Origin of the sequence: Bacillus sp. OxB-1 (assembly GCF_000829195.1) — a bacterium.
Lineage (GTDB): Bacteria > Bacillota > Bacilli > Bacillales_A > Planococcaceae > Sporosarcina.
Genome location: NZ_AP013294.1, coordinates 489,094 through 515,035, shown reverse-complemented (window position 1 = coordinate 515,035; position 25,942 = coordinate 489,094). Strand labels below are relative to the sequence as shown.

Annotated in this window: 28 protein-coding genes; 21 read left to right on the top strand and 7 right to left on the bottom strand. The window is 48.8% G+C overall.

Going from position 1 to position 25,942, the window contains the following annotated elements; genetic code table 11:
- The first annotated feature begins 3 nt into the window (after positions 1–3).
- The 3 genes from OXB_RS02735 to OXB_RS02725 are packed head-to-tail and all read left to right on the top strand — an operon-like array spanning position 4 to position 1,125.
- Positions 4–486: a Na+/H+ antiporter subunit E gene (locus OXB_RS02735; RefSeq protein WP_041071686.1), complete on the top strand. Its 483-nt coding sequence runs from the start codon at positions 4–6 to the stop codon at positions 484–486.
- Positions 486–770, top strand: coding sequence for a Na(+)/H(+) antiporter subunit F1 (locus OXB_RS02730; RefSeq protein ID WP_041076197.1), 285 nt, complete (start codon positions 486–488; stop codon positions 768–770). The genes OXB_RS02735 and OXB_RS02730 overlap by 1 nt, the downstream gene beginning before the upstream one ends.
- Positions 748–1,125, top strand: a complete 378-nt coding sequence (locus OXB_RS02725) for a Na+/H+ antiporter subunit G (RefSeq protein ID WP_041071683.1) — start codon at positions 748–750, stop codon at positions 1,123–1,125. Before OXB_RS02730 ends, OXB_RS02725 begins: the two co-directional genes overlap by 23 nt.
- 41 nt (positions 1,126–1,166) lie before the next feature.
- Here the strand turns inward: OXB_RS02725 and OXB_RS02720 are convergent, their stop codons facing one another.
- Positions 1,167–1,586, bottom strand: a complete 420-nt coding sequence (locus OXB_RS02720) for a universal stress protein (RefSeq protein WP_041071680.1) — start codon at positions 1,584–1,586, stop codon at positions 1,167–1,169.
- A 247-nt stretch (positions 1,587–1,833) separates the two neighbouring features.
- Between OXB_RS02720 and OXB_RS02715 the strand changes: the two genes are divergently transcribed.
- From OXB_RS02715 to OXB_RS02705, 3 genes are all read left to right on the top strand, one after another.
- Complete coding sequence (locus OXB_RS02715) at positions 1,834–2,205, top strand: ArsR/SmtB family transcription factor (protein WP_173425989.1); 372 nt, start codon at positions 1,834–1,836, stop codon at positions 2,203–2,205.
- The gene (locus OXB_RS02710; RefSeq protein WP_041071676.1) at positions 2,192–4,306 is read left to right on the top strand and encodes a heavy metal translocating P-type ATPase; all 2,115 of its coding nucleotides are present in this window, start codon (positions 2,192–2,194) and stop codon (positions 4,304–4,306) included. The genes OXB_RS02715 and OXB_RS02710 overlap by 14 nt, the downstream gene beginning before the upstream one ends.
- A gap of 110 nt (positions 4,307–4,416) precedes the next feature.
- On the top strand, positions 4,417–5,529 hold the full coding sequence (locus OXB_RS02705; protein WP_041071674.1) for a GNAT family N-acetyltransferase: 1,113 nt from the start codon (positions 4,417–4,419) through the stop codon (positions 5,527–5,529).
- Between the two features lie 56 nt (positions 5,530–5,585).
- Here OXB_RS02705 and OXB_RS18600 read toward each other — a convergent pair whose 3' ends face one another.
- On the bottom strand, positions 5,586–5,741 hold the full coding sequence (locus tag OXB_RS18600; RefSeq protein WP_173425988.1) for a lmo0937 family membrane protein: 156 nt from the start codon (positions 5,739–5,741) through the stop codon (positions 5,586–5,588).
- Between the two features lie 125 nt (positions 5,742–5,866).
- Between OXB_RS18600 and mntR the strand changes: the two genes are divergently transcribed.
- The 5 genes from mntR to OXB_RS02680 all read left to right on the top strand — a co-directional run bounded on the left by mntR (position 5,867) and on the right by OXB_RS02680 (position 9,632).
- Positions 5,867–6,292 carry a transcriptional regulator MntR gene (gene mntR / locus OXB_RS02700; RefSeq protein WP_041071672.1) on the top strand — a complete coding sequence of 142 codons (426 nt, stop codon included), beginning with the start codon at positions 5,867–5,869 and terminating at the stop codon, positions 6,290–6,292.
- Positions 6,289–7,137, top strand: coding sequence for a CvfB family protein (locus OXB_RS02695; RefSeq protein WP_041071670.1), 849 nt, complete (start codon positions 6,289–6,291; stop codon positions 7,135–7,137). The genes mntR and OXB_RS02695 overlap by 4 nt, the downstream gene beginning before the upstream one ends.
- Positions 7,138–7,202: 65 nt before the next feature.
- Positions 7,203–8,090, top strand: coding sequence for a DUF1002 domain-containing protein (locus OXB_RS02690; protein WP_084212370.1), 888 nt, complete (start codon positions 7,203–7,205; stop codon positions 8,088–8,090).
- Between the two features lie 155 nt (positions 8,091–8,245).
- Positions 8,246–9,208: a ring-cleaving dioxygenase gene (locus OXB_RS02685; RefSeq protein WP_041071668.1), complete on the top strand. Its 963-nt coding sequence runs from the start codon at positions 8,246–8,248 to the stop codon at positions 9,206–9,208.
- Positions 9,209–9,350: 142 nt separating this feature from the next.
- Complete coding sequence (locus OXB_RS02680; RefSeq protein WP_041071666.1) at positions 9,351–9,632, top strand: GNAT family N-acetyltransferase; 282 nt, start codon at positions 9,351–9,353, stop codon at positions 9,630–9,632.
- A 337-nt stretch (positions 9,633–9,969) separates the two neighbouring features.
- Here the strand turns inward: OXB_RS02680 and OXB_RS02675 are convergent, their stop codons facing one another.
- Positions 9,970–10,464 (bottom strand): GNAT family N-acetyltransferase, encoded by a 495-nt coding sequence (locus OXB_RS02675; RefSeq protein ID WP_041071664.1) that lies wholly within the window; start codon positions 10,462–10,464, stop codon positions 9,970–9,972.
- Between the two features lie 277 nt (positions 10,465–10,741).
- On the opposite strand from OXB_RS02675, the gene OXB_RS02670 reads away from it, so the two are divergent.
- The 4 genes from OXB_RS02670 (at position 10,742) to OXB_RS02655 (ending at position 13,464) form a co-directional block, all read left to right on the top strand.
- Entirely contained in the window at positions 10,742–11,089 is a 348-nt protein-coding gene (locus tag OXB_RS02670) for a hypothetical protein (RefSeq protein WP_070098187.1), read from the top strand.
- A 208-nt stretch (positions 11,090–11,297) separates the two neighbouring features.
- Positions 11,298–12,125: a membrane protein insertase YidC gene (yidC, locus tag OXB_RS02665; RefSeq protein ID WP_173426036.1), complete on the top strand. Its 828-nt coding sequence runs from the start codon at positions 11,298–11,300 to the stop codon at positions 12,123–12,125.
- 48 nt (positions 12,126–12,173) lie between these two features.
- Positions 12,174–12,425 carry a hypothetical protein gene (locus tag OXB_RS02660; protein WP_041071659.1) on the top strand — a complete coding sequence of 84 codons (252 nt, stop codon included), beginning with the start codon at positions 12,174–12,176 and terminating at the stop codon, positions 12,423–12,425.
- Between the two features lie 166 nt (positions 12,426–12,591).
- A complete protein-coding gene (locus tag OXB_RS02655) occupies positions 12,592–13,464 on the top strand; it encodes a M15 family metallopeptidase (RefSeq protein WP_041071657.1) in 873 nt (290 codons plus the stop codon).
- Between the two features lie 38 nt (positions 13,465–13,502).
- Here the strand turns inward: OXB_RS02655 and cls are convergent, their stop codons facing one another.
- Both cls and OXB_RS02645 read right to left on the bottom strand, forming a co-directional pair.
- The gene (cls, locus tag OXB_RS02650; protein WP_442852885.1) at positions 13,503–14,957 is read right to left on the bottom strand and encodes a cardiolipin synthase; all 1,455 of its coding nucleotides are present in this window, start codon (positions 14,955–14,957) and stop codon (positions 13,503–13,505) included.
- A 174-nt stretch (positions 14,958–15,131) separates the two neighbouring features.
- The gene (locus tag OXB_RS02645; RefSeq protein ID WP_041071653.1) at positions 15,132–16,307 is read right to left on the bottom strand and encodes an MFS transporter; all 1,176 of its coding nucleotides are present in this window, start codon (positions 16,305–16,307) and stop codon (positions 15,132–15,134) included.
- A 400-nt stretch (positions 16,308–16,707) separates the two neighbouring features.
- Here OXB_RS02645 and OXB_RS19030 point away from each other — a divergent pair, with 400 nt between their 5' ends.
- Together OXB_RS19030 and OXB_RS02640 are read left to right on the top strand one after the other, a co-directional pair.
- Positions 16,708–16,848: an Lmo0850 family protein gene (locus OXB_RS19030; protein ID WP_173425987.1), complete on the top strand. Its 141-nt coding sequence runs from the start codon at positions 16,708–16,710 to the stop codon at positions 16,846–16,848.
- A 247-nt stretch (positions 16,849–17,095) separates the two neighbouring features.
- Positions 17,096–17,497 carry a hypothetical protein gene (locus OXB_RS02640; protein WP_041071651.1) on the top strand — a complete coding sequence of 134 codons (402 nt, stop codon included), beginning with the start codon at positions 17,096–17,098 and terminating at the stop codon, positions 17,495–17,497.
- Positions 17,498–17,600: 103 nt separating this feature from the next.
- Here OXB_RS02640 and OXB_RS02635 read toward each other — a convergent pair whose 3' ends face one another.
- Together OXB_RS02635 and OXB_RS02630 are read right to left on the bottom strand one after the other, a co-directional pair.
- The gene (locus tag OXB_RS02635; RefSeq protein ID WP_041071649.1) at positions 17,601–18,782 is read right to left on the bottom strand and encodes an FtsW/RodA/SpoVE family cell cycle protein; all 1,182 of its coding nucleotides are present in this window, start codon (positions 18,780–18,782) and stop codon (positions 17,601–17,603) included.
- A 105-nt stretch (positions 18,783–18,887) separates the two neighbouring features.
- Positions 18,888–20,081, bottom strand: a complete 1,194-nt coding sequence (locus OXB_RS02630; protein ID WP_041071647.1) for an FtsW/RodA/SpoVE family cell cycle protein — start codon at positions 20,079–20,081, stop codon at positions 18,888–18,890.
- A 225-nt stretch (positions 20,082–20,306) separates the two neighbouring features.
- On the opposite strand from OXB_RS02630, the gene OXB_RS02625 reads away from it, so the two are divergent.
- The 4 genes from OXB_RS02625 (at position 20,307) to OXB_RS02610 (ending at position 25,398) form a co-directional block, all read left to right on the top strand.
- Entirely contained in the window at positions 20,307–21,374 is a 1,068-nt protein-coding gene (locus OXB_RS02625; protein ID WP_041071645.1) for a D-alanine--D-alanine ligase, read from the top strand.
- Between the two features lie 12 nt (positions 21,375–21,386).
- The gene (locus OXB_RS02620; RefSeq protein WP_041071644.1) at positions 21,387–22,763 is read left to right on the top strand and encodes a UDP-N-acetylmuramoyl-tripeptide--D-alanyl-D-alanine ligase; all 1,377 of its coding nucleotides are present in this window, start codon (positions 21,387–21,389) and stop codon (positions 22,761–22,763) included.
- Positions 22,760–23,449 carry an alpha/beta hydrolase gene (locus OXB_RS02615; RefSeq protein ID WP_041071642.1) on the top strand — a complete coding sequence of 230 codons (690 nt, stop codon included), beginning with the start codon at positions 22,760–22,762 and terminating at the stop codon, positions 23,447–23,449. The genes OXB_RS02620 and OXB_RS02615 overlap by 4 nt, the downstream gene beginning before the upstream one ends.
- A 464-nt stretch (positions 23,450–23,913) precedes the next feature.
- A complete protein-coding gene (locus tag OXB_RS02610) occupies positions 23,914–25,398 on the top strand; it encodes a DEAD/DEAH box helicase (protein WP_041071640.1) in 1,485 nt (494 codons plus the stop codon).
- Positions 25,399–25,942 lie beyond the last annotated feature (544 nt).

Below are 25,942 nucleotides of genomic sequence, written 5' to 3'. Positions count from 1 at the left end.
ATCTTGCCAGCCCAGCTGCTATTAAATTTATTCATCGCATTTCTTTGGATGACCTTAATGGATGAAGACGAGCTAAATTTTACGACTTTCTTTGCCGGCTTTCTTGTCGGGATTGGAATCATTTTTTTCATGCACCGTTTTTTCGGCACTCAGTTTTATTTGCGTCGGTTGTTTTCATCTTTCAAACTGCTGCTCATTTTCATTTCCGAGCTTACGCAGTCGAGTATTATCGTGTTAAAACAGATATTAAGCCCAAAGTTGAAAATAAAACCGGGTATCTTCAAATATGAAACGATTTTGCAAAGTGATGTGGAAGTGACGATGCTTTCGCTTCTCTTAACGCTGACCCCAGGATCGGTCGTGATGGAAGTTGCGCCGGAAGGGAATTTGCTTTATATCCATGCGATGGACGTTGAACAGTCTCGCGAAGGACTGATTAAACAGTTGAAGAATTTTGAAAAGGCGATTATGGAGGTGACTCGATGATGATTGAGCTCATGCTGAAAATATCCGTTGTGCTATTTTCGATTACCATTGCGATTGCGGTTTTGCGCATTATCCTTGGGCCATCCATGCCGGACCGGGTCATTGCCTTGGATGTCATCGGAGTCAACCTGATTGCAACGATTGCGGTCATATCAGTCATTATGAACACGAAAGCTTTTTTGGAAGTCATTCTGATCTTAGGAATTTTGTCGTTTATCGGAACGATCGCTTTCTCTAAATCTATTGAGAGGGGTGTTATCGTTGAGCGTAGACGAGATCGGTAAATTTATAGGCGCGGTCTTAATTTTAACAGGCGGGATTGCCAGTGTGATTAGTGTGTTCGGGCTTATCCGATTACCGGATGTGTATACGAGGTCCCATGCCGCGACGAAAAGCTCCACACTGGCGGTATTGCTGACCTTATCCGGGGCTTTTCTATATTTTTTATTCAGCGAACATTTCATCAGTGTCCGGTTGCTGTTGGGAATCGTGTTCGTGTTTTTGACAGCACCCGTCGCAGGACATCTCATCATTCGGGCGGCCTATCGATCGAAAGTGAAATTGGCTGACATCTCTGCTGAGGATGAACTGTATGAGGTGCTGCATGGCGAGGAGAAGGAAGAAGAAAGCGTGAAATGAGGAAAAGGCTGTTACCGATGGACGGGGTAACAGCCTTTTTCTTATTTTACGATCAAAACAGGTGCTTTCACCCGTTTTGCCACTTTATGACTGACGCTGCCGAGCACCATCTCTTGAAACGCATTCAATCCACGGCTTCCGAGAATGACCAGATCGAAATGGCCTTCATTGGCATAGTTGACAATGGTCGGGCCGGGTTCGCCATGTTTGATGACCATTTTATATGAAATATCCTGTTCCTTGAATAAGTCCTCGATCGGAGCGATCCGATTTTTCCGGTCAATGTGCAAGTCGTCTGCGCTGGCATCCAGGATGACATCCGCCCGGATTCGATCGTAGTCCAAGATATAAATCAATTCCACAGTTGCACCGGGGACCAACGAAGCCAAATGGGCGGCCTGCTGTGCAGCTCGTTTCGAGTTCTCCGACCCATCAACCGCCAATAATATTCTGTTATACATCGAATCCCTCCTTTTCTTTTAGTATATGAAAAAGTGTAGTAAATCTCTAACAGAAACCTTTGTTGGATTTTTGGGGTCGGCGGTTTTTTCGGAGTTCGTTGCTTATGAGAGGTTATCAGCATTTGACAGGAGTCATCGGCACTTACTTGAAATAACATTCAAATGTCTGTTTGATTATCCTTGTACCTTGGAAATTAATTGTATATACTAAGATTAATCAAACCAACATTTGAATGAGGTGTCCAGAATGACGTTGAAAGATGTTTGTGACATTACAGTTGTCCATGAAGAGGTCGTAGAGCGGATTCAAGGTGTGCTCCCGGAGTTGGGCGGTATGGTTCAAATTTTTAAAGCGTTGGCGGATGAAACACGTTTGAAGATCGCGTACTCGTTAACACTGGAAGAAGAGATGTGTGTGTGCGATGTAGCAGCGGTTATCGGAGGATCGGCTGCCACCGCTTCTCACCATCTCCGGTACTTGCGGGACCATGCCCTCGCAAAATCAATGCGCAAAGGCAAGATGGTCTACTATTCACTGGCCGATGACCATGTCCATCAACTTGTGAAAATCGCGTATGACCATGCCGTCGAAGAAGGTGATCATCATGACAACAGTTAATGAAACTGAATATCGATTGGAAAACTTATCATGCGCCAATTGTGCGCTGAAATTCGAACAGAACGTAAAGAACCTTCCCTCTATTGAAGAGGCCCAAGTCAACTTCGGCGCTTCCAAATTGCGATTCAGCGGCAATGCCACAATCGAGGAACTTGAAGCTGCGGGCGCCTTTGACGGCATCAAGGTCGTTCCACTGCAACAGAGCAAGCGTGATGTTGCACCAAGGACCCCATTTTTTAAGAAAAAAGAAAACGTAGTTTCTTTCATTTCACTGATATTCTTAATAATCGGTTCGATCGTCTCCTCTCAAATGGGTGAAGCGCATCCTGCGGCCATCGCACTCTTTGCTGTCTCCATCGTAGTCGGAGGGGTTGGCATGTTCCGAACGGGCTTGGCCAATCTTGTCCGGTTAGAATTCGACATGAAAACGCTCATGACGATTGCCATCATCGGGGCGGCCCTCATCGGAGAGTGGCGCGAAGGAGCGGTTGTCGTATTCCTATTCGCGGTCAGCGAAGCCCTCGAAGCGTATTCAATGGACAAAGCGCGTCAGTCCATACGGCAACTGATGGATATTGCACCACCTTCCGCATTGGTCAGACGGGATGGCGAGCTAGTTGAACTATTGACCGAAGATATCGTCGTTGGAGATATTCTCGTCGTCCAGCCCGGACAAAAGATTGCGATGGACGGGACTGTCCTATCCGGGAAGACGACCATCAACCAAGCTGCTATCACAGGCGAGTCCGTCCCGGTTTTGAAAGAACAGGGGGATGAAGTATTTGCCGGAACGCTGAATGAAGAGGGAGCGCTCGAGGTCCAAGTGACCAAATTGGTCGGCGACACGACCATCGCAAAAATTATCCATCTCGTAGAGGATGCGCAAGCGGAAAAGGCGCCCTCTCAAAAGTTCGTCGATAAATTTGCCAAGTACTACACGCCGATCATTATCGGCATCGCCATTTTAGTAGCCGTCGTCCCGCCGTTGTTCGGAGGGGACTGGAATGCATGGATTTACCAAGGGCTCGCTGTTCTTGTTGTCGGCTGTCCATGTGCACTTGTTGTCTCGACTCCCGTCGCCATTGTTACCGCAATCGGCAATGCTGCCCGTCAAGGCGTGCTCATCAAAGGCGGCGTCCACTTGGAGGAAACAGGCCGTCTGAATGCGATTGCCTTCGATAAAACCGGTACATTGACGAAGGGATATCCGGAAGTGACGGATTTCATTGCAGCAGAGGGGATGGAAGCCCGCCGTTTGCTTGGCATGGCCGCCGCGGTGGAATCACTGTCCCAACACCCTCTTGGCAAAGCGATTGTCAACTTCGCAAGGGCTAACGGGGCGGGCGCCGCTGAAGTATCCGATTTCCAATCGGTAACAGGAAAAGGGGCATACGGCAAGGTTGACGGCGTCATGGTTTCAATCGGAAGCCTCGATTGGGCGAATGAACTGACCCACTTGCCGTCATCTGTCTCAGAGCAAGCCGCCACTCTTCAGCAAGAAGGAAAAACCGTCATGGCGATCGTGCTGGACGCTCAATACGGTGGATTGCTTGCCGTGGCCGATCCGGAGCGGGAAGAAAGCCGGACGGTTCTTGCGAAACTGAAAGAAATCGGCATCCGGCATACGGTCATGTTAACAGGAGACCATCCCGGCACCGCAGCCGCCATCGCCGATAGGCTTGGCGTCACCGATGTCCGTGCAAGCCTGATGCCGGAAGATAAACTGACGGCCATTAAACAATTGAAAGATCAATACGGCCGTGTCGCGATGGTCGGAGACGGCATCAATGACGCGCCTGCACTCGCTGCATCTTCCATCGGCATTGCAATGGGTGGAGCGGGAACGGACGCCGCACTCGAGACGGCGGATATCGCATTGATGGCAGATGATTTACGGAATTTGCCGTATACGATGAAATTAAGTAGAAAAACGTTGCGAATCATAAAAGAAAACATTATGTTTGCATTAGGGCTTAAAATTATAGCGCTGCTTCTCATCATTCCCGGATGGCTTACCCTCTGGATCGCCATTTTTGCGGATATGGGAGCGACTTTATTGGTCGTACTGAATTCCTTACGACTCTTGCGTGTTCAAAAGTAGACAACACCATTCCGCCACTTTGATTGGCGGGCCCGTCACAATAAAAAGAGCTGGTTTAGCATACCAGCTCTTTTAGACATGTATGTGAAATAGAATGGAGGCGGTACAAGATGCACTTGGAAGAATGGACGATGGAAGAGCAGGAGCAGCTGATCCATTTCATGACGACGAACACATGGCCCTATCATGGAATTCCACGCCCTGGCCGCGATATGATTGAAAAGGCAATTGAAGAAGGCGGTTATGAATCGGATGAAGTGAAAACCTTCTGGGTGGAAAATGAAGAAGGGGAAAAAGTCGGCATCGTGAAAATCTACGACTTGCAAGATGAGATTCCGCTCTTCGATCTGCGAATCGGGGATGCCTCGCGCGGTTTTGGCTATGGTCCGAAAGCGCTCCGGCTCGTCGCGGAGTATGTATTCGGATTGAAAGAGAAGAAAATCCGATTGGAAGGCCATACCCGCCAAGACAATCTAGCTATGAGAAAAACATTCGAACGGGCCGGGTTTGTTAAGGAGGCTCATTTACGGAATGCTTGGTTCTCGCCAAAGGAAAATAAGTATTATGATGCCGTTACATATGGAATCACCCGAGAAGACTTCATCATGGGAACGACGACGCCTGTTATTTGGGAAGATGGGGACAAGCCTAAGGCCTTTGTGTCGCCACGGCGCATTCCGGATTTTCCGGAATCATTTGAATCGGAACGTCTTCTAATCCGGGCTCCTAGAATAGAGGATGCACCCGATGCGCTACATGCGATCCAACGCTCATTGGAAGGGCTGCGGAAATGGATGCCGTGGGCGCAACCGGAACCCGAGCTACATATGACGGAGGAAAGTTTGCGAAAGGCAATGGCGAACTTTATTACGAGGCAAGACTTGCGGTTTCATATTTACCATAAAGAAACAGGGGAATTCATCGGTTCTTCCGGTCTCCACCGGATCGATTGGTCCATCCCGAAATTCGAAATTGGGTATTGGCTGTCAAAGGATTTTCAAGGAAATGGCTATATGACGGAGGCCGTTGTTAGAATTGAACAGTTTGCTTTTGAACGACTGGGAGCAAGGCGGGTGGAGATCCGTTGTGATGAGGCGAATATGAAAAGTCGCCGGGTTGCGGAGCGGGCGGGCTTCGTCCTGGAAGGCGTTTTGAAACAGGATAGCTTGTCGCCTGATGGAAATGTTTTACGGAATACATGCATCTATGCGAAAATAGACTGAAGAGGATGGAGCATGACTGAGAAAGGGATGCCGACATGTTGTCGACATCCCTTTCGTTACACGGTCCGTTTTCCCGTAAAGAGCTGGATGACAAAAATGATTCCGGCAACTACGAGCAGGAGGTGGATCAGTCCACCGCCAATTTTGAAGACAAGCCCTAATACCCAAAATACGATCAGGGCAACGATAAGCAACCAAATAATTCGGCCCATGCAGATCACCTCTTTCCTGATCATGTCTTACCTCAATTTTACCCTGCAAAAAGTTCGGCTAAACATGAGGGGGCTAAAGGAGTAGAGAAGGTGCCGTGCGGGAATATAAACAGGAGGCGTTCCGATTGGCTACACCGGGGATGGAAGATTATATCGAACAGATTTATTTGCATATCGAAGCGAAGGGGGAGGCGCGGGTATCGGATGTCGCGGAATCACTTGCCGTCCTTCCTTCCTCCGTCACGAAAATGGCGCAACGCTTGCATCGAGAAGGCTATGTGGTCTATGAACGGTATAGAGGACTCGAGTTGACAGAAAAAGGAATGCACTTCGGCGAGAAGCTCGTGCGGCGCCATGATTTGCTGGAGCAGTTTCTCCGTATTATTGGAGTAGAAGAGAAGAATATTTATGGAGACGTAGAAGGGATTGAACACCATTTGAGCTGGAATGCGATGGATCGGATCACCGACCTGGTCGAGGCGCTGAAACAAGACGAGGAGTTCGTCCGGAAATTGAATATGGGAAGAGAAAAGGAAGGCGATTGGGAATGAAAGAATTGCAACCTGGTACGATGACCGAACTGGAAGTGATCGCAAAAGAAGGATCTCGATGGATCTTGGAAGGCGATGTTCAAATGAATGCTTCGGATGCGGATGAGACGCTAGAAGTAGCGGATCGTGTAACCGTGTTCCTCTATGTCAACCGGCGGAAGGAGCTGTCCGCCACGACGCAGCTCCCTCGGGTGACAATCGGATCGTATGGCTGGGCCCGGGTCATCCGCATCGATGCCAAGGAAGGGGTCTACGTCGATATTGGGGCTCCTGTGGAAGTGCTTGTGAATAAAGCAGATATGCCAAGGGTCCGTGCCCTTTGGCCTCAGACGGACGATATGCTATATATGACGCTGCGCACCGATTTGGGAGGCACTCTTTTTGGCAGGTTGGTGACGGAAGAAAGAGCGCTCGAGCAAATTGCGGCGGCGCCCGCTTCCTTGACGAATGCCAATTTGAAAGCGAGGGCGTATCGTTTATTGCCTGTCGGTACGTTTCTATTAAGCATTCCGGAAAATTACCGGATTTTCATCCACCAATCGGAACGGGAGAAAGAGCCGCGCTTAGGCGAAGAATTGGACGTCCGGGTTATCGGGGTCCGTGATGACGGAACGTTGAATGGTTCTTTGCTTCCGCGGAAACAGGAGCGTCTGGCGGATGATTCGGAAGTGATTCTCCGTTATTTACAGGATAGCGGCGGCCAAATGCCGTTCACCGATAAATCAAATCCGGAGGAGATCCAGGAAATGTTCACGATGAGCAAGGGGGCCTTCAAACGGGCACTCGGCAGGCTGATGAAGGAAGGGAAGATCACCCAGGAAGATGGATGGACAACTTTGAAATGAATTCTCTATCGGGAACTTTTCGGGTCCTCCCAACGTATTAATCCGTATAGGAGAGGAGAATGATTATGAGACGGATCATCACGACACTAGCGGCCCTTTTGCTGGCGGTTGGAGTGCTGTTCCCCCAGAGCACCACAGCTGAAAAGGCGATCGATGAAAAACTTGGCGTCCCCATTGTAGTGTATGGCGCCAACTTATCGGAAACTGAAAAAGAGACGATGAAGAAAAGCTTGGGAGTTGACCAAGAGACCGAAGTCGAAGAAATCACGGTCGACGGCAATGACCTAGTCAAATATATTAAGAACGGCAATAGCCAGGCGAGAATGTATTCATCCGCCAAAATCACCCGGCAGGAAGAAGGGAAAGGGCTCGTCATTTCCATCGTCACAGAAGAGAATATTACAGAAGTGACACCCGAAATGTATGCAAATGCCATGCTGACGGCAGGAATCGAGGACGCGATCGTCGAAGTGGCGTCGCCGAAAAAAGTATCAGGACACTCCGCGCTTGTCGGCATTTACAAAGCATATGAAGTGACGGGGGAAACACTCGACACGGAACGTACTGACGTGGCGAATGATGAGCTGAATCTGGCAACGAAATTTGCAAAGGATTCCGGTATCGATCAGGAGAAAGTGTCAACCCTCCTGACGGAAATCAAAAAGCAGATCGCTGAACAAAATCCGGCGACAAAGGAAGATGTCGAACGGATTGTCAAGGAACAATTGTCTAAACTCAATATCGAGCTGAATGAGGCTGACCGCCAATTACTCATCGATTTGATGGACAGGATTCGGAACTTGGACATCGATTTCTCCAAGTTTTCCGACCAGCTGAATGATATGGCTACGAAAATAAAAGACAAATTCGGTGAAATCGATCCCGGTTTCTGGGAAAAGGTGAAACAATTTTTCGCGGACCTGTTCGAATCGATAAAATCCTGGTTCAATTGATAACTATAGAAATGAAAGGCTGTCCGGCAACCGGGCGGCCTTTTATCTTAGGTCAATCCTCCTTTTATTCGCAAACAGATTCTTTGTAATCCTTTAAGAAGCATGATAAGATGAAATTACCTTGAATTCAAGATAATTAGGGAGGGGTTATTTCAATGCGATTAGAGGGAATCCATCATGTATCCGCCATTACAGCGGATGCAGAGAAAAATTTCAATTTCTTTACGAAGGTCCTCGGTATGCGGCTGGTGAAGAAGACCGTGAACCAAGATTCGACGTCATCGTATCATTTGTTTTACGCGGATGCGGTCGGGACTCCGGGGACGGATATGACGTATTTCGATATCCCGATGGCGGGAAGAACATACCCGGGCGTCTCGAGTATTAGCAACACGGCGTTCCGGATCATGTCCGAAGAGGCGCTGGATTTCTGGCAGCAGCGGTTTACAGAGCTTGGCATTGAGCAGGATGCGATAGAAGACCGATTCGGTCGCAAGACGTTGACATTCCGGGATCAGGAAGGGTCTCGGCTTCAATTGGTCGTCGACGATGGCAAGGGAATTCCGTACGGTGTTCCATGGGTTCGCGAAGATATTCCGGAACAGTATGCGATTGTCGGATTAGGCCCGGTCACGCTGACGGTTCGCCGTGCCGGATCAACAGTGGATGTGTTGACGTCGGTTCTTCATTTCAAGGAAATCGGCTCGTATCCATCAACCGTGGCAGGCATGCCGGACATCCGGGTGTTCTCGACAGGTGAAGGTGGTCCGGCCGGGGAGGTCCATGTCGAAACGAGAACGGATCTTCCGGCGGAAAGGCCGGGGCGGGGCAGCGTGCATCATGTGGCGTTCCGCATTAAATCGATGGACGACTATGATCGCTGGGAAGAATGGTTGCGGAGCCAAGGCTTCATGACGAGCGGATTAGTCGACAGGTTTTATTTCAAATCAATTTATTTCCGGGAGCCGAATGGCATCCTCTTTGAACTGGCGACCGATGAACCAGGCTTTGCGACAGATGAGCCGCTAGAATCATTGGGCGAATCGCTGGCTCTCCCGCCATTTTTGGAGCCGCGTCGGGAACAAATCGAAGCTTCCCTGCGGCCATTGGACATTTGACCGGAAGAATCGTAACCAAATCGCCGAAAAATCGAAACATTAACGCAACCTGAATTGTACAATTTGTGATAAAGTAATAAAAAACCATCCGGCGGGTGAACGCCGTGTCGGATGGAGTGCAGTTTAGAAAGGGGCAGTTACTATGGAATTCGAATTAGTGGAACTCGGCGGTGACGCGTTTGCATTCCGCAAACAAGAGGATGGTAAGACGATTGCGGAAATTACATGGACTTTGCTAGGGGACGTCATGGTCATGGACCATACTTTCGTTTCCCCAACATTGCGAGGCCAAGGGGTTGCCAAGCAATTACTCGATCGGGCGGCTGAATATGCACGGGAAAACGAGCTGAAGATGGAGGCCGTCTGTTCCTACGTCGTGACGGCATTTGATCGCTATTCGGACTATGAAGATGTCATAGCGTGAACATGATAAAAGGCAATCCCCCAGCTTAGGTGGATTGCCTTTTATTTGAAACCTGTCATGTAAATCCCTCACAATGATAGCATGATGAAGTACACAATCGTCGTTAACGTGGATGCGCCGGCGACAGTATACAGCATGTCGGCAGAGTTGAAAATTAGCTCTTTCTTCATTTGTATCGTCCCCATTTCTTAAGATGGTGTATCTGTATATCATCATAAATACCCGCGCGTCGTTCAGGATAAACATGGTAAAGCGAGAAAACCTATTTCAGCGTCCGTTCCATCGAAAATTTTCTGCAAAAAAACGCTCCCTAGCGAATTAGGCAGCGTTCTATCCCTCAAGCCAACACAGGCTCTTGGATATAATATACATATTGGGCTGTTTCGACAGGATGCCCTTCGAAAAATTCATCAAATACATCTAAGAGTTCAAATCCTTGTTTTTCATAGAAAGCTCGTCCGTTTTTGTTATGGCGATCCACATAGACGAACAATTGCAGTGCATCTTGTAATTCGGATAGCGCATATTCGAATAGTTTCCGTCCAAACCCGTATTGTTGATGGGACGGGAGGATATAAAGTGCTGTCAGTTCGGAGTCTCCGTCTTCGTCTTTCTTCGTGAAGTTCGCAAAGCCGACCGGCACTCCATTGTGTTCTGCGATAAGCATGCAGGTCTTTTCCATCCGTTTCCGTAACATGGCTTCTGAGTAGGATCGGTCGATAAATTCCGTTTGAATTTCTTCGGGTATGATTCCATCATACGTAGCGCTCCATGTTTCTCGAGCGATGTGTTGAACATGAATGATATCTGTTTCTGTCATAGGTCGAATCATTGCGCTATCACCTCAGCAATCCTTTTTGTTATCATAGCAAAGAAACCGGGTAAAGACTACGGTTGTAATCAAATTGATATATTCGAAATGAACTTGGAAGACTTGGCTAGTTGGCTGGTGAATGTTTGTGAAATCCGCGGGTTGAAGGGTTTTATCAGGAAAAGGTTCGAGGTGTGCCGACTGTCGCCGTTTGCTAACTAGAAGTTTCTAATTCTGGATTAAAGGGTATACTCCCTGTACAATCCAATATAAATTCACTTTTGGAAGGATGATGGAGATGGCACGTAAACGAAATACTTTATTGCTTGCTACTTTGGCAACCGGTGCATACGCGTATTTTAGTAAGAAAGAGAACAGAGACAAGGCGCAAGTCGCATTCAACAATATGAGGACGAAACTCGATTCGCTCGTCCAATCACAAAAATTGAACCGTTCGCCAGATACGAAGGCCGGCCATTCGGATCCATATGATTTACAGGACAACAAAATGGTGAGTGAAGGGGCTCAGACGAGTGTCCATTACTACAATGAAGAGGTCCAGGACACAAAGTCGACATCTGAAGACGATGGCCTCTACCATAAAAAGCCCACTGGCGATACACCGATGGAAAACACGACTCCATAATGACTGCACGCTTCCTGACTTGGGAGGCGTGTTTTCTTTTGTGTAGGACATTCATTGTAATGCGCTAGCCTTTTGATGTATACTTTTTAGTAGTCGTGTCATAGCAAGTTGGACGAATGGATGCCTCCGGATGCAATTCCGACGAGGCGCAATTGATTAATAGTGGGTGAATGTATTGAGGAAAAAGATTGGTCTATTGACCTTATTGATGACAGCCGCCATATTGTTAAGCGGATGTGCCGGAGTGGAGAACAAAGAGGGCACGTTTTACAGCTTTTTTGTAAAACCGATGGACTCCCTGCTGCATTTCTTCGCCGATAAATTCAATGGAAGTTACGGTCTGGCGATCATTTTGATCACTGTCCTCATCCGGCTTGTACTGATGCCGTTGATGTTGAAAAACTATAAGGCTCAGCAAGAGATGAAAGTGAAAATGGATGCGTTGCGTCCTGAAATGGAAGACATCCAGAAACGGATGAAAGAGGCCCGGGAAAAAAATCTGCCAAAAGAAGAGCAGATGAAAATTCAGCAAGAAATGATGGGGCTCTATTCAAAGCATGGCGTCAATCCGTTGAACATGGGATGCTTGCCGTTATTAATCCAGATGCCGTTCATCATGGGGCTCTATTTTGCCATCCTGTACTCGCCGGATGTGAAGACACACCCATTCCTATGGTTCAGTCTCGGTGAGCCGGATATAATCATGATGCTCTTGGCGGGTCTCGTGTACTTTGTCCAAGCCCGTGTGTCTCTCTGGACGATGCCGGAACAGCAAAAGCAGCAAATGAAGATGTTCATCTACATGTCGCCGATCATGATCATGTTCATTTCCTTCAAAGCGATGGCTGCCTTGCCGTTGTATTGGGCTGTCGGTGGTCTGCTCCTCATATTCCAAACATACTTAGGCCGGAAGTTCTATTATAAAGAAGTGACGGCTGCCAACGTAGATTTGACCGAAGTGAAGGAAGACGTCCAGAAAATTGAAGAAGAGTTGGAAGAGGACATCAAAAAAGCGGATGATAAGAAGAAAAAGTGACAGAACAGGCTGGAGAGCAATCTCCAGCCTTTTTGGAGGGGATCTTGTATGAATTTAAAATGGATTTCGGGAATCGCCATCGTGCTGGCCGGAGTCGCTTCCCTGTATTTCATCGTCAAGGGGAATCTGAATTATGCCGTGCTGGCGATGACAGCTTTATTCACCATGACGAACGGTTTTCGTGCGAAATCCTTCCGTGAACAGGGATTTGAACGGCAATCGAAGTGGATGGCCGGCATGGCCTCGTTTTTCGGGATTGCCTTCATTGGCATCCTGATTTATATTGTCTGGGGCCAGTAGATGAAGGAACAGAACTTTCGCTAAACCGTCCTATTGGCAGGGCGAAAACTGTTCCGTTTGCTCCAGACGAGGATGGCCGTATTCTAGTTATGAATATGGACACATAATGATAGAATGAGAACGCAGCAGAGAAGCGAGATTTTTGGCAGAAGGAAGGCTAGCAGGAATGAAAAAAAGAAATTATCGCGATCGGAGGAAAAAGAGAGGGAATGGGTTGACCATTGCCTTGATCCTATCCGGTATTGTCATGACGGGAGCTGTCGCTTGGATAGGGATGAACGATTGGGATATTGAGGAAAGTATCAATCGGTTGAAGGGAAGCGCAGGACCGGCGGAAGAAACAGTGCCCGGTGGGGAGTCGGGGATTTTATTGCCGACAGGCGGAGAGGTGGAAGAAGGGACACCAGAGGAGCCCGCTGCGCCATCTACGTCCGAACCGGAGGAAAAGGCTTCTGAAGTAGAGGCGCCGCCGACAGTGGATGCAGGGGGTTATATCGAAGGGCAGGAGCTTCCGACCGAGCCGACGTATATCAAAGGCGTGCTCATAGCGAGCAAGAAATATCCGTTGCCGAAGGACCATGATCCAGGAGAAAGCCCGGAAGCCCGCGCCGCGTTCAATAAAATGGCCGCAGAAGCGAAACTGTCCGGTTTCAACCTGACTGCCTTCAGCACATACCGGTCGTTTGAGTACCAGACGACGCTGTATGAGCGATATGTCGCGCGGGATGGCAAGGAAGCTGCGGACCGGTATAGCGCACGCCCAGGATATTCCGAGCATCAGACGGGCCTTGCCTTCGACATCGGGGAAGTGAACTTTGAAAAGCATTGGGCCTCGCCGACCTTCGAAGAGACGGAAGCCGGGAAATGGGTGGCTGCCAATGCACACCGTTACGGCTTCATCATGCGCTATCCGAAAGGCAAGGAAGCGATCACCGGCTATATGTACGAATCTTGGCATTTCCGCTATGTCGGAGAAAAAATAGCAAATGAGATCTATCAGCAAAACAGTACGTTGGAAGAATACTTGGGGATTGAATGAAAGAACGGACACTCCGGCAATCGGGGTGTCCGTTTTTCTTATAAAATCGGTGAAAGGAGCCTGGATATCGACTCTTTTAATTTGATTGTCCTGGAGCGTTCTTCATACAGTTCAAACGTCAATTCAGTCGCCAACTGCATATCATGTTCGAAAAGTTCGGCGAGGGCGTGGGAGGTTTCCCGATCATAGATGAACGCATTCACTTCAAAATTCAATTTAAAACTCCGCACATCGATATTGGCGGTGCCGACCGTAGACAATTCATCATCCACCACAATCTGCTTCGTATGGATAAATCCGTTATCATAAATATAAACCCGTGCGCCCGCCTTCAGCAGTTTGCCGACATTCGAATAGGTAGCCCAATAGACAAACATGTGATCCGGCTTGTTCGGGATCATGATCCGCACGTCAATCCCCGACAGACAGGCAATCCGGAGGGCGTCCAGGAAGCTGATATCCGGGATGAAGTACGGGGTCTGGATGTAAATATACTTTTTGGCAAGGAAAATCATCTTCAAATAACCGTCTTTGATATGTTCCCACTCCGAGTCGGGCCCGCTCGAGACGATTTGCATCCCGACGCTGCCTTTCCTCGGAATCGCTGGGAAATAGCGATCCGAATATTCGATTTGATGCTTTTCGGAGGAAGCTTGATTCCAATCCAGGATGAAACGGGTTTGCAATGGATGCAGCGCACTGCCCTCGATCCGGAGATGGGTATCCCGCCAGTAGCCGAACCGCTTGGACAATCCTAAATATTCATCTCCCACATTGAACCCGCCGATATAGCCGATCCGACCATCGATGACGACAATCTTCCGGTGGTTCCGATAGTTCAGGCGGGGGTTGATGAGGGGAAGAATGGCGGGAAAGAAAGCTTCCACTTCTCCGCCTGCCTCCACCAGCTCTTTCAGGTGCTTTTTGCGCAAGCCGCGTGACCCGATATCGTCGAACAGGACCCGGACCCGGACGCCTTGTTTCGCTTTCCGTATAAGCACATCCAAAATCCGGTTACCCAAGTTGTCTAAACGCAAAATATAATATTGGAAATGGATATGATCTTTCGCTTGCTCCAAGTCTTTGAGAAGAGAGGCGAATTTTTCTCTTCCATCATTGAAAATCTGTACATCATTATCCTGTGTCAAGACCGCATGGTTATTTCGCAAGTGCATGTAAATCATGTCTTTGTAATGAGCCGTATCATCCAACCGGAAATCGAGCGTGCTGTCTTCGATTGCTTCGATTTGATAATCAATCAATTGATCAATCCCGATTTTATGGCGGCCCTCCCAACGGAATAGTTCATCCTCCCGCAGCCTTCTGCCGAGCAGAAGGTAGATGAAAAACCCGAAAAACGGGATGAAGAACAGAACGAGAAGCCAAGCCCATGTAGCGGTGGGGTCTCGTCTTTCCAAGAAAATTAGGGCGATTGCCAGGAGGATGTTCAGGATGAGGATGATCGTAACAGACAGACTAATCAAGTGAGTCACCAAACGTCCTCCTTCCGAGTGTCGTCATGAGTTCATTATACCGGAGTGTGCCGGGAATGGGCCAGTGGAGCAACGCGGATGGATATCCCAGTCCTCTATCATATGGCTCGTAAGAGAAAAAGGTTTCGTGCTCCACTATGGAAAGCCGAAACCTTCTTAGTTGAAAACCAATTATCAGTTCGCAGCGGCATCCGCATTCCGCAATGAATGGGTCGATTTCCGGAAGGTGAAAAGCAGGAGTATCGAAAGGACAGCAAGAATGGCGGAGATGTAATACATATTCCCCGCTTCTCTCGTGAAAATCCACGTGAACAACAGCGGCCCGATAATGCGCCCCATATTATCCATCGAGTAGGTCATGCCGGCAGCTGTTCCGTATTTTCCACCCGATTCCTTTGTTGTCAGGGAGACGAGCACGGTCCGGGCCAATGCGTTTCCAGCAGTGAAGACGCTTAGCGCGAATCCGGCCCAAAATAGGTTTGTCGTGAACGGAATGAGCAGCAAGCCGGCTGCTGTAATCAATTGTGCCACGAGAATCCATGTCGTTTCCGTCCCGTTTTTCACCCGGCGCACGACACCGCCCTGGATGGCCGCATCGACCAAGCCGCTCGCCATGAACAAGTAGCCGACCTGCAACGGCGTAATGCTGATTTGATTGATTTGAAACAACTGGAACGTCGCTTCAATTCCTGCCAGGATGAACGTCACCATGAACGAGGTCAAGAAGAGATAGCGGATCCGGTATTGCCATAACGTGGCGCCGCCTTTCGGGAGGAGCGCCCGTTTGTTGGCCTCACCCCGACGCTCAGGCTCTTTCAACACAAACTGGGCATAGACTAGGAGAAGCAAGGTAAGGATACCGGATGCCAAATAAGGGGCTTGAAGATCGATATGGCCCAATATTCCACCGATAGCCGGTCCAAAAATGAAACCGAGCCCAATGGACATGCCCAGGAGACCCATGTATTTATTTCGATTCTCCTCATCCGTCATATCCGCGACAAACCCGGTGACCGCCGTATATAGCGCCCCTGAGAACACCCCACCGACTACCCGAGAGAAATAGAGAAGCGCCAAGTTTTGCATGAACAACGCGAATAAAAAGAAACTTGCGCTGAAACCGACGAGCCCGACCAGAATCAACTTCTTTCGGCCGGTTCGATCGGAGAATGCGCCCCAAAACGGGGCAGTGAAAAAGGATGCGAGCGCATACACAGTGAGCAGTCCACCAACATGCACCTCGGAATACCCCTCATGAAGAACCACTTCAGGCAAGATCGGAATGACGATGCCGAATCCCAAATACACAAAAAATTGAACGGACATCAAAAGGAGAATTGCTTTTTTCATAAAAAAACCTGCTTTCTAATGAATTGCTACTCTCATTTTACTCGTCTGAACGGAAACGTACAAAGAAAATGGACAAAGGTGCCAACCGATGGACGCGGAACTGTCATGGCAATCGATCAAACTTTTTAATATCCCGCGCCATCCCGGCAAAATTCCCTCCTCCCAAATAGCTTCGTAAAGAAAAACAGAAGCAAATGTATAAAACGTTTACAAAAGGGCGAAATTTGTAACAGAAATGAAAGATTCAAGATTGGGGAGGGGTGGTATGATAAGAATGACTGGATATTGGTATATTTTAGATTCTGCAATCAAGCGGAATATGACTGATTTTCATTATCAATTAAGGAACTTTTCTTGGCTCATTGCGTCAGATTATTACAGAAAGGTCGAGGTGGAATAGATGGCAAAAGAAGTGGACTTGAAAATGATCATTTCCAACTTGGCGAAGTTGGGTGTTTCGGCAACAATGACGAAATCCCGTCTAGACATGCTGAAAGCCCTCGCGCCGCCTGCACAAGACCCGCAAATCCAATCTCAATGAAGTGTACGCTAAGAAAACGACGCCGTTTCCTTGGCGTTTTTTTTAACTAGCCTCCGTCAAGATCTCCGCACTTCCGTAAGTGGCGGGATAATACTAAATATGTTTTCAATCCAGTGGGGGTTCCAGCCCCGGCTGAATCAAGTCAAGCCTTCGGCGGATGTCACGGATTCGGGGGGTAAATCGAGAAAGCCTGGTTTCCAATCTGAAAATCGTCACGTCGAAGCATAATTGATAGGAGTCAAAACAAATGACCGGTCATCTGGCCCGAACGAAAAGGATCGCTGTCGGTACGTTGCAGACAACTGCCATCTTGTATCTGTTCCTTCTGACTCTCTCCCTCGTCCTCACGGCATTTTCCAGCAAGGAAGAGCCCTTGCCGGCATTCGCAAACAACCAATATCAACTGATGAAATTGAATGAAGAGCATGTTATCGGAAAGGCCAACGCGGATGGTCGATTCGACGTGCTGTTGACGGATGTGAAAGGGTATTGGCAGGGAGCGGGAACGACTTATATTGCAGGGGGAGCGGAGGAGTTCCTCGTGATTGACGAGAAAACCGGCGCCTTCCACTTGAAAAAAATCCAAGATGCGACCTCAGAGGAAGCGGAAGAGCTGGCTAAAATCACCATATGGAAGCCTCTAGAATGAACAAAAGGGCTGGGTGTCTGAAGCCCAGCCCTGAACATAGAGTTATCATTTCCCATACAAGAACAAAGGACTGCCGCTGGCTTGGAGGCCAGAGCAGTCCTTTTTAGTCATCCTCATCCGAACTGAACATATAGGTGCGATGATGGAACTTCATGCTGAAAACAAGTCCGATCGCTAGCATATTCCCCATGAGCGAACTTCCGCCGTAGCTGATGAACGGAAGGGGAATCCCGGTAATCGGCAGCAATTGAATCGTCATGCCGATGTTTTCAATGACGTGGAAGGTAATCATGGCGATGATTCCTGCACAAATATACGTACTGAACGGGTCTTTTAATTCCAGCGTAATTTTCGTCAAATGGTAAATGAGAAAGAAATACATGCAAATGACGATGCTGGCGCCGACGAAACCCCAATCTTCTCCGATTGTCGTGAAGATGAAGTCGGTATGGCTTTCCGCTACATACACTTCGCGTCCTTGGAACCCTTTTCCGAAAATTTCTCCGGATCCGATGGCATTTAAGGAGGTGATGAGGTGGCGGCCTTCATTTGACGAATATGAATAGGGATCGAGCCAGGAATAGATCCGCTGAAACTGGTATGGTTTAAAACCGAGTTGGACGAGGAAGTCTTGCGCATACATCGCCATCCAGAGGAGGAGGCCGCCTAGACCGACCGCTCCTGAAAACAACGGCAACAATATGCGCCACGTAATTCCACCGACGATGACCATGGCGACAGTGATCGCCAAAAAGACGAGGGCGGTCCCAAGGTCCGGCTGTAGTAGAATGAATGTCAGCGGGATAATGAGCACGAGTCCGATCTTCCCGAGTAAATAAAAATCGGATTTGATCGTCTTTTCGACAAACTTTTCATGGTGCTGCGTGATCATCCTCGCCATGCCGATGATGAAAAACGTCTTCATGAACTCGGCAGGCTGGATGCTTCCGATGCCGGGCAAATGGAACCAGCTCTTCGCGCTATTCCGTCTGGCAACGAGTTCCATGCTTTCAGGCAATATGAAGAGAAGGGCCAACAGTAACACACCGCCGCCATAAATCGCCCAGGCGGCTTTTTTATATTGTTCGGGGTCCAAGTACATCGCGATTGCGATAATGACGGCCCCGACGAAATACCATTGAATCTGAGACGGGATGAAGTTCCGGTTATACTGCCCGGTTGTCTGCGCGGAGGCGATGGCGATCAGACTGACAATCCCGAATAGCAGCAGGATGAAAGCAAGCGTCCAGTCGAAACGCTCCATCGGCTTTTGATCTGTTTTCATAGGTGTCACCTTTATCCTTACTGTAAGATAGTGCAGACTCTATTATACCGGAGTCGTTACAGTGCCGCGCAAGTGTCAATTGTTACAAATGTTTTTAAAGCGAATTCACTCATCTTCATCCGTACTGAACATATACGTCCGATGATGGAATTTCATGCTGAAGACTAGCCCGATTGCCAGCATATTACTGAACAACGAGCTCCCGCCATAACTAATGAAAGGCAAGGGGATTCCGGTAATCGGCAACAGTTGGATGTTCATTCCTATATTTTCAATGACGTGGAACGACAGCATCGCAATGATTCCCGTACAAACATACACGCTAAATGAGTTCCCTCTCAATTCCAATGCCACTTTCGTCATATGGTAAATCAGGATGAAAAAGAGGGTAATGACGATGCTGGAGCCGATAAACCCATATTCTTCACCGATTACACTGAAGATGAAATCAGTATGGTTTTCAGGGATATACACTTCCCGCCCCTGAAACCCTTTTCCCGTCAATTCGCCGGAACCGATCGCCTGCATGGTGCGGATGAGGTTGTACCCTTCATCGGTTGGATAGGAATGGGGATCAAGCCAGGAATAGATTCGTTCAAAATGATGCGGATAAAAACCGAGCTTTCTCATGAAGTCTTGAGCGTACAACGCCATCCACATCAGGCTTGCCCCTCCGGCAGCTGCCGTCAGGAAAAGAGGTAACAGGATCTTCCAAGAAATCCCGGCAACAATAATGATGGCCGCTGTGATGGCGATGAAGACGAGAGCCGTCCCGAGATCGGGCTGCCTCATGATGAATATAAGCGGAACGATTAAAATAAGCAGGATTTTGCCGAGCAACAGGAAATCTTGCGATATTGTCTTTTTTTGCTCCATATACCGTTCCTGATGCTTGGCAACCATATTGGCCATCCCGAGGATGAAAAAGGTTTTAATGAATTCCGATGGCTGGATGTTACCGATAACCGGCAATTTCAACCAACGCTTCGCCCCGTTTTTGACTTCTGCAATCTGTCCTTCTCCACCTGGGGCAAGCATGAGGAATAATAACAGGAAGACGCCAAGGCCGTAGAGCCACCAGGAAATCTTCTGATATTGCTCGGGCTCCAAAAACATCGTCATGGCAATGATGAAAATGCTGAGAAGATACCAACGGATTTGCAATGCTACGTAATTGATGCCGTATTGGCCAGATGTCTGCGCCGATCCGATCGCAAAAAAACTGACGATCGAAAACAATAATAAAATAAAGGCGAGCGTCCAATCGAAGTGGTCCGCCGGCCTGGTTGCAAGTTTCATATCATTCACCTGTCAGTATCGTAATATCCACCTATTTTAGTATAACTCATTGAAGTCCTGGATGCATATGTACCTATTGGACGAATGGAACAGGATGAAGTTTCCTGTCCGTCCGGACTACCTTAGGAAACTTCATGACAGGCACAAACATATTTTATTCATGAGTGGGTCGACTTCATGGTAAAGTAAAGGAATGAAAACTAACGGACAGCGAGGGGAACCGATATGAAAAAGAAGTTAGGATTGGTCTACGGAGGCAAGTCGGCGGAGCATGAGGTTTCATTATCGACAGCACGGGCTGTGACGAATGCAATCGATTTCGGAAAATATGAAGTGATTCCGATTTATATAACGTATGAGGGCGAATGGCGTAAAGGCAAGCCGCTTGCACAACCTGCCCAAACGATTGAGGAGCTGCGGCTCGAAGGGGAAGGGGCCAGTAAGCCGGACACAATACAGAGCTTTTTGAACGGGGAAGGGCTCCCTGATATCGTTTTTCCTCTGTTGCACGGAACGAATGGCGAGGATGGAACGGTCCAAGGGCTATTCGAAGTGATGAACTTGCCGTATGTCGGGAACGGGGTACTCGCTTCGTCGGCCGGCATGGACAAAGTCGTCATGAAGCAATTGTTCGCGCAAGTCGGCTTGGAGCAAGTGCCCTATGTCCATTTTATCCGAAGCGATTGGAAGAAAGGGAAGGAGCAGTGGTTGGACCGGATGGAACAGGAGCTGAGCTGGCCGATGTTCGTCAAGCCTGCGAATCTCGGGTCCAGTGTCGGCATCAGTAAAGCGGCGGACCGCCAAGAGTTGAGTGATGCGGTTGAACTGGCTCTGAAATTTGACCGGAAGATCATTGTGGAACAAGGGGTCACTGCGCGTGAAATCGAAATGGGCGTTCTCGGCAATGACGAACCCGCCTGCTCCGTTACAGGAGAAATCAAACCGATCGCCGCTTTTTACGATTACGAAGCGAAATACCAAGACGATAGCACGGAACTGGTCATTCCTGCCGACATCCCGGATGAAGTGGCTGCCAAGATGGAAGACATGGCGCTCCGTGCATACAAAGTATTGGATTGTGCGGGACTCGTGCGAGCTGACTTCTTCGTGACAGCTGCAAATGAAGTCCTCATCAATGAAGTGAACACGATGCCCGGTTTCACGCCGACGAGCATGTTTCCATTGCTTTGGCAAAAAACAGGTGTCTCCTATCCCGAATTGATCGATAAACTGATTGAATTGGCATGGGAGCGGCATACGGAAAAACAGACATTACAATATACAATGGATTGAGCGTGGTAGGAAATGAAACGACAATTGAACGAACTGGCCGCTTGGCTGGGCGCGGATGGGCAACATATTGAAAGTGTCCTAGTAACCGGAGTTTGCATCGATTCACGGACTGTGGCGGAAGGGGATCTGTTCATCCCGTTTCGGGGCGAACGGGTCAACGGGCATCAGTACGTGCAGAAAGCGATGGAACAAGGGGCGGCCGCCTCGCTTTGGTTACGGGATGAGCCGAATCCTCCAACTGATGTGCCGCTGCTCTTCGTCGAGGATGCGGAGCAGGCCCTTCAGCAGCTTGCCCGAAAATACCGGGAAGAACTGGACTGTGTTGTGATCGGAATCACTGGATCAAACGGGAAAACGTCGACGAAGGATTTGGTCGCCAGCGTCCTCTCCCCTTATTTCAATGTGCGAAAGACGGAAGGCAATTTCAATAATGAGCTGGGCTTGCCGTTGACCATCCTTTCATTGGAACAAGAAACGAAAGTGGCTGTCTTGGAAATGGGAATGAGCGGCTTCGGGGAAATTTCATTTTTATCCGAACTTGCCAAGCCTCATTACACCGTCATTACGAATATCGGAGAAGCGCATATGCAGGACCTCGGTTCCCGTGCCGGAATTGCAAAGGCGAAGTTCGAAATTATCGATGGACTGCAAGCGGGCGGCAAACTTTTTTACGATGGCGACGAGCCTTTATTGCAAGAACTGATTGCGCAGCATAGTGAGTTGGACGCCGTGTCGTTCGGCTTCTCTCCGGAAGCTGCTTTGACTGCTAAAGCGATTGAATCAACGGACGGAGGCAGCCGTTTCACGGTGACTGGCGCAGTGGAAGGTGAGTTCACCATCCCGGTCTATGGCGCGCACCAAGTGAAAAATGCGCTGGCTGCGATCTTGATTGCGAAGGAATTAGGGCTTTCGCAAGAAGGGATACAGGCGTCCTTGCAAGACAGTGAACTTACCGCCATGCGCATGCAGCCGATCGTTGTCGGCAATGGCGCTCTCATTATCAACGATGCGTACAATGCGGCGCCGACTTCGATGCGGGCAGCGCTGCGGTTTATGGATGAAACCGATTTGCGGGAGGAAAAGTGGCTCGTGCTCGGCGATATGCTCGAACTGGGGACGGAAGAGCAGCAATACCACGAGGAACTCGCGGATGATATCGAATCGTTGGAGTTGAACGGAGTGCTGTTATACGGTCCTCGGATGAAGTGGCTGCACGACGAACTGCAACGCCGTGGCTTTTCAAGAAAGCTTCATTGGTCGGAACAGTCGTATGAACCGTTAATTGCCGAATTGGCGGAGGGCACTGGAGAACATTCCATCATCTTGCTGAAAGGATCGAGAGGGATGGCGCTCGAGAATATATTGGAAGGCTGGAGCAAGGGACAATGAAGACCGGTGTTTTGCTCATTCACGGTTTTACGGGCGGTCCGTATGAAGTCCGCCCGTTCGTTAAATTTTTGCAAGAAAAGACGAATTGGAAGATGGCCGTGCCGACGCTTCCGGGGCATGGCGTAAAACTGGAACTGTGGAAAGCGTCAGCTGCGTCTTGGCTGATGGAGGCTGAGACCGCGTTCCGCAAATTGCAGAAGGAGGTCGACCGCGTCATCGTCGTCGGATTTTCGATGGGCGGGTTGATCGCCTTGTACCTCTCCCTTCGATATCATGTCGACAAACTTGTCCTGCTCAGTGCGGCGGCTAAATACATCAGCCCGCGCATCTTGCTCGAAGATATCCGGATCATGCTGGCGGAATCCATCACGAAAAAGCACTCGCCGAACACGTTTTATCATCTGTACAATTACAAGTTGACCCACACGCCGCTTCAGGCGACCATCGAATTTTTACGGGTTGTCAAAATGGTGGAGCCGTATTACGACCTCATTCAAACACCGGTGTGTATCGTTCAAGGTAAAAAAGACGGCATTGTCCCGTTCGCATCGGCGGAACATTTATACAAATCCCTCGGCTCCGACGAAAAGGTCCTCCTCCAATCCGATACAGGCAAACATCATATTTGCTACAGTGACGATTGCCACACATGGTTCAAGGACGTCCTTGCGTTTTTGGGGAAATGAAGGAATCATCTATTCATATGCCTGAATTTCCGCCTGAATCTAGGAAGAACTTAGGCCTTCATTCCCACTTTGTTATTCCGTTACTCAATCTTTTTCGCAACTAAGAATAAAAAGCAATAAACTGATTATTACTAATAAAGCGGATTGATTGCATGGCGGGTTTGGGCATGATACACTGTAGTGAGCATTGGATACATTTACACGTGACTCTTCAACCGCTGAAGAGTACTTTTTTTTGAATAAAAGGTTTGATCGACAGATAATGGTCCTATTTAGCGACTGTGGTTGACCGAACCGCTCGGCAAAAGACCGGGCTTTCCTTTTCAACGATACCCTCTTTGGAAGAACGCTTCCCTAGAGATGACAAAATATCGGAAACGTTCTTTTCCAGGCTCTAATTTGCCGCGCTTTCATTTGAAAATGTAACCAATTGTCAAATGAAAAATAAAAGGAGATTGAGAAGTTTGACAAATTTTTCAGAGTTAAATATCAGTGAATCGACACAGAATTCACTGAAACGAATGGGTTTTGAAGAAGCTACCCCAATCCAGGAAGGCACCATTACATTCGGGATGGAAGGCCGGGACATCATTGGTCAAGCCCAGACAGGTACGGGAAAAACAGCCGCTTTTGGAATTCCGATTATTGAAAAAATTGACACGAGCAATCCGGCTGTACAAGCGCTTGTCATTGCCCCGACTCGTGAATTGGCTATCCAGGTTTCCGAGGAAATCTATAAAATCGGTTATGGTAAACGGGCCCGCATCCTTTCCGTTTACGGCGGTCAGGAAATCGGACGTCAAATTCGTGCGTTGCGGAATAATCCGCAAATCGTCGTAGGGACGCCAGGTCGTATCTTGGACCACATCAATCGTAAAACATTAAAGCTGTCTGGCGTTCAAACGCTTGTATTGGACGAAGCAGATGAAATGTTGAACATGGGATTCATCGAAGACATCAACACAATCTTGGCAAGTGTGCCGGAAGAGCGCCAAACGTTGCTATTCTCGGCAACGATGCCTGGACCAATCCGCAAAATCGCGGAAACGTTCATGAAGAACCCAGAAGTCGTCAAAATCAAATCAAAAGAAATGACAGTCGAAAACATCGACCAATATTTCGTCAAAGCGCATGAAAGCGAAAAATTCGAAATCCTATCCCGTTTATTGAATGTCCACCAACCGGAGTTGGCGATCGTTTTCGGACGGACGAAGCGCCGTGTTGACGAGTTGTCACACGCGTTGAGCATTCGCGGGTACTTGGCAGAAGGAATCCATGGCGATTTAACACAAGCCAAACGGATGTCAGTTCTTCGCCAGTTCAAGGAGAATAAAATCGATGTTCTTGTCGCGACAGACGTGGCGGCACGTGGACTCGATATTTCAGGTGTTACTCACGTATACAACTTCGATATCCCGCAAGACCCGGAAAGCTATGTGCACCGGATTGGTCGGACAGGCCGCGCAGGTAAAAGCGGAATGGCTATCACATTCGTGACGCCACGTGAAATGGGGTACTTGCGAATCGTCGAGGAAACGACGAAAAAACGCATGACACCACTTCGTCCACCATCCTCGGATGAGGCTTTGGTCGGGCAGCAACGAGTAGCTGTGGAGCAGTTGACGGAGGTCATCGAGAAGAACGAATTGAGCGATTACTCACAGTTGGCAGCTGAACTACTTGAAAAATTCGATGCCAATGACTTGGTAGCAGCAGCTATTAAATCATTGACGAAAGAACCGGATGGAACGCCAGTATCCATTACGGAAGAGCGTCCGTTGCCGATGCGCCGTGGTTCCTCACAAAATCGCGGGGGCTATAAAGGCAATCGCAGTGGAGGCGGCCGTTCCTTTGGTGGAAGCCGTAGCGGCGGATCACGTCGCAGCGGTGGCCGAGACGGTTCACGGAGAGACGGAAATCGCTCACGCTCCAACAAATACGATCGGTAATTACAAAATCCAGGCGTGCTCTTCAGCGCGTTCTGGATTTTTTTATTTGTATAGAGTGGGGTGTAAAGTCCTGACATGTAGAAATGTTTATGTCCCACTCCGCGCGTTAGTCCTCCCGGTAGCGGTTTTTTGGCCACGATCGGTCGTTTAAATGGGGCTTAACTGCCCGGGGTGTGGCAGTTAATTCCGAGGGTAAGCAGGTTTTCGATCAAGGTGTACCAGTTCGTCCCGAGGGTGTGCGAGTTTGCCCGGGGTGTGGCAGTTTATTCCGAGGGTAAGCAGGTTTTCGATCAAGGTGTACCAGTCCGTCCCGAGGGTGTGCGAGTTTGCCCGGGGTGTGGCAGTTAATTCCGAGGGTAAGCAGGTTTTCGATCAAGGTGTACCAGTCCGTCCCGAGGGTATGCGAGTTTGCCCGGGGGGTGGCAGTTTATTCCGAGGGTAAGCAGGTTTCCGATCAAGGTGTACCAGTCCGTCCCGAGGGTATGCGAGTTTGCCCGGGGGGTATGCCAGTTAATACTGGTAGCATCCGAGTCCCCGTTCAAGG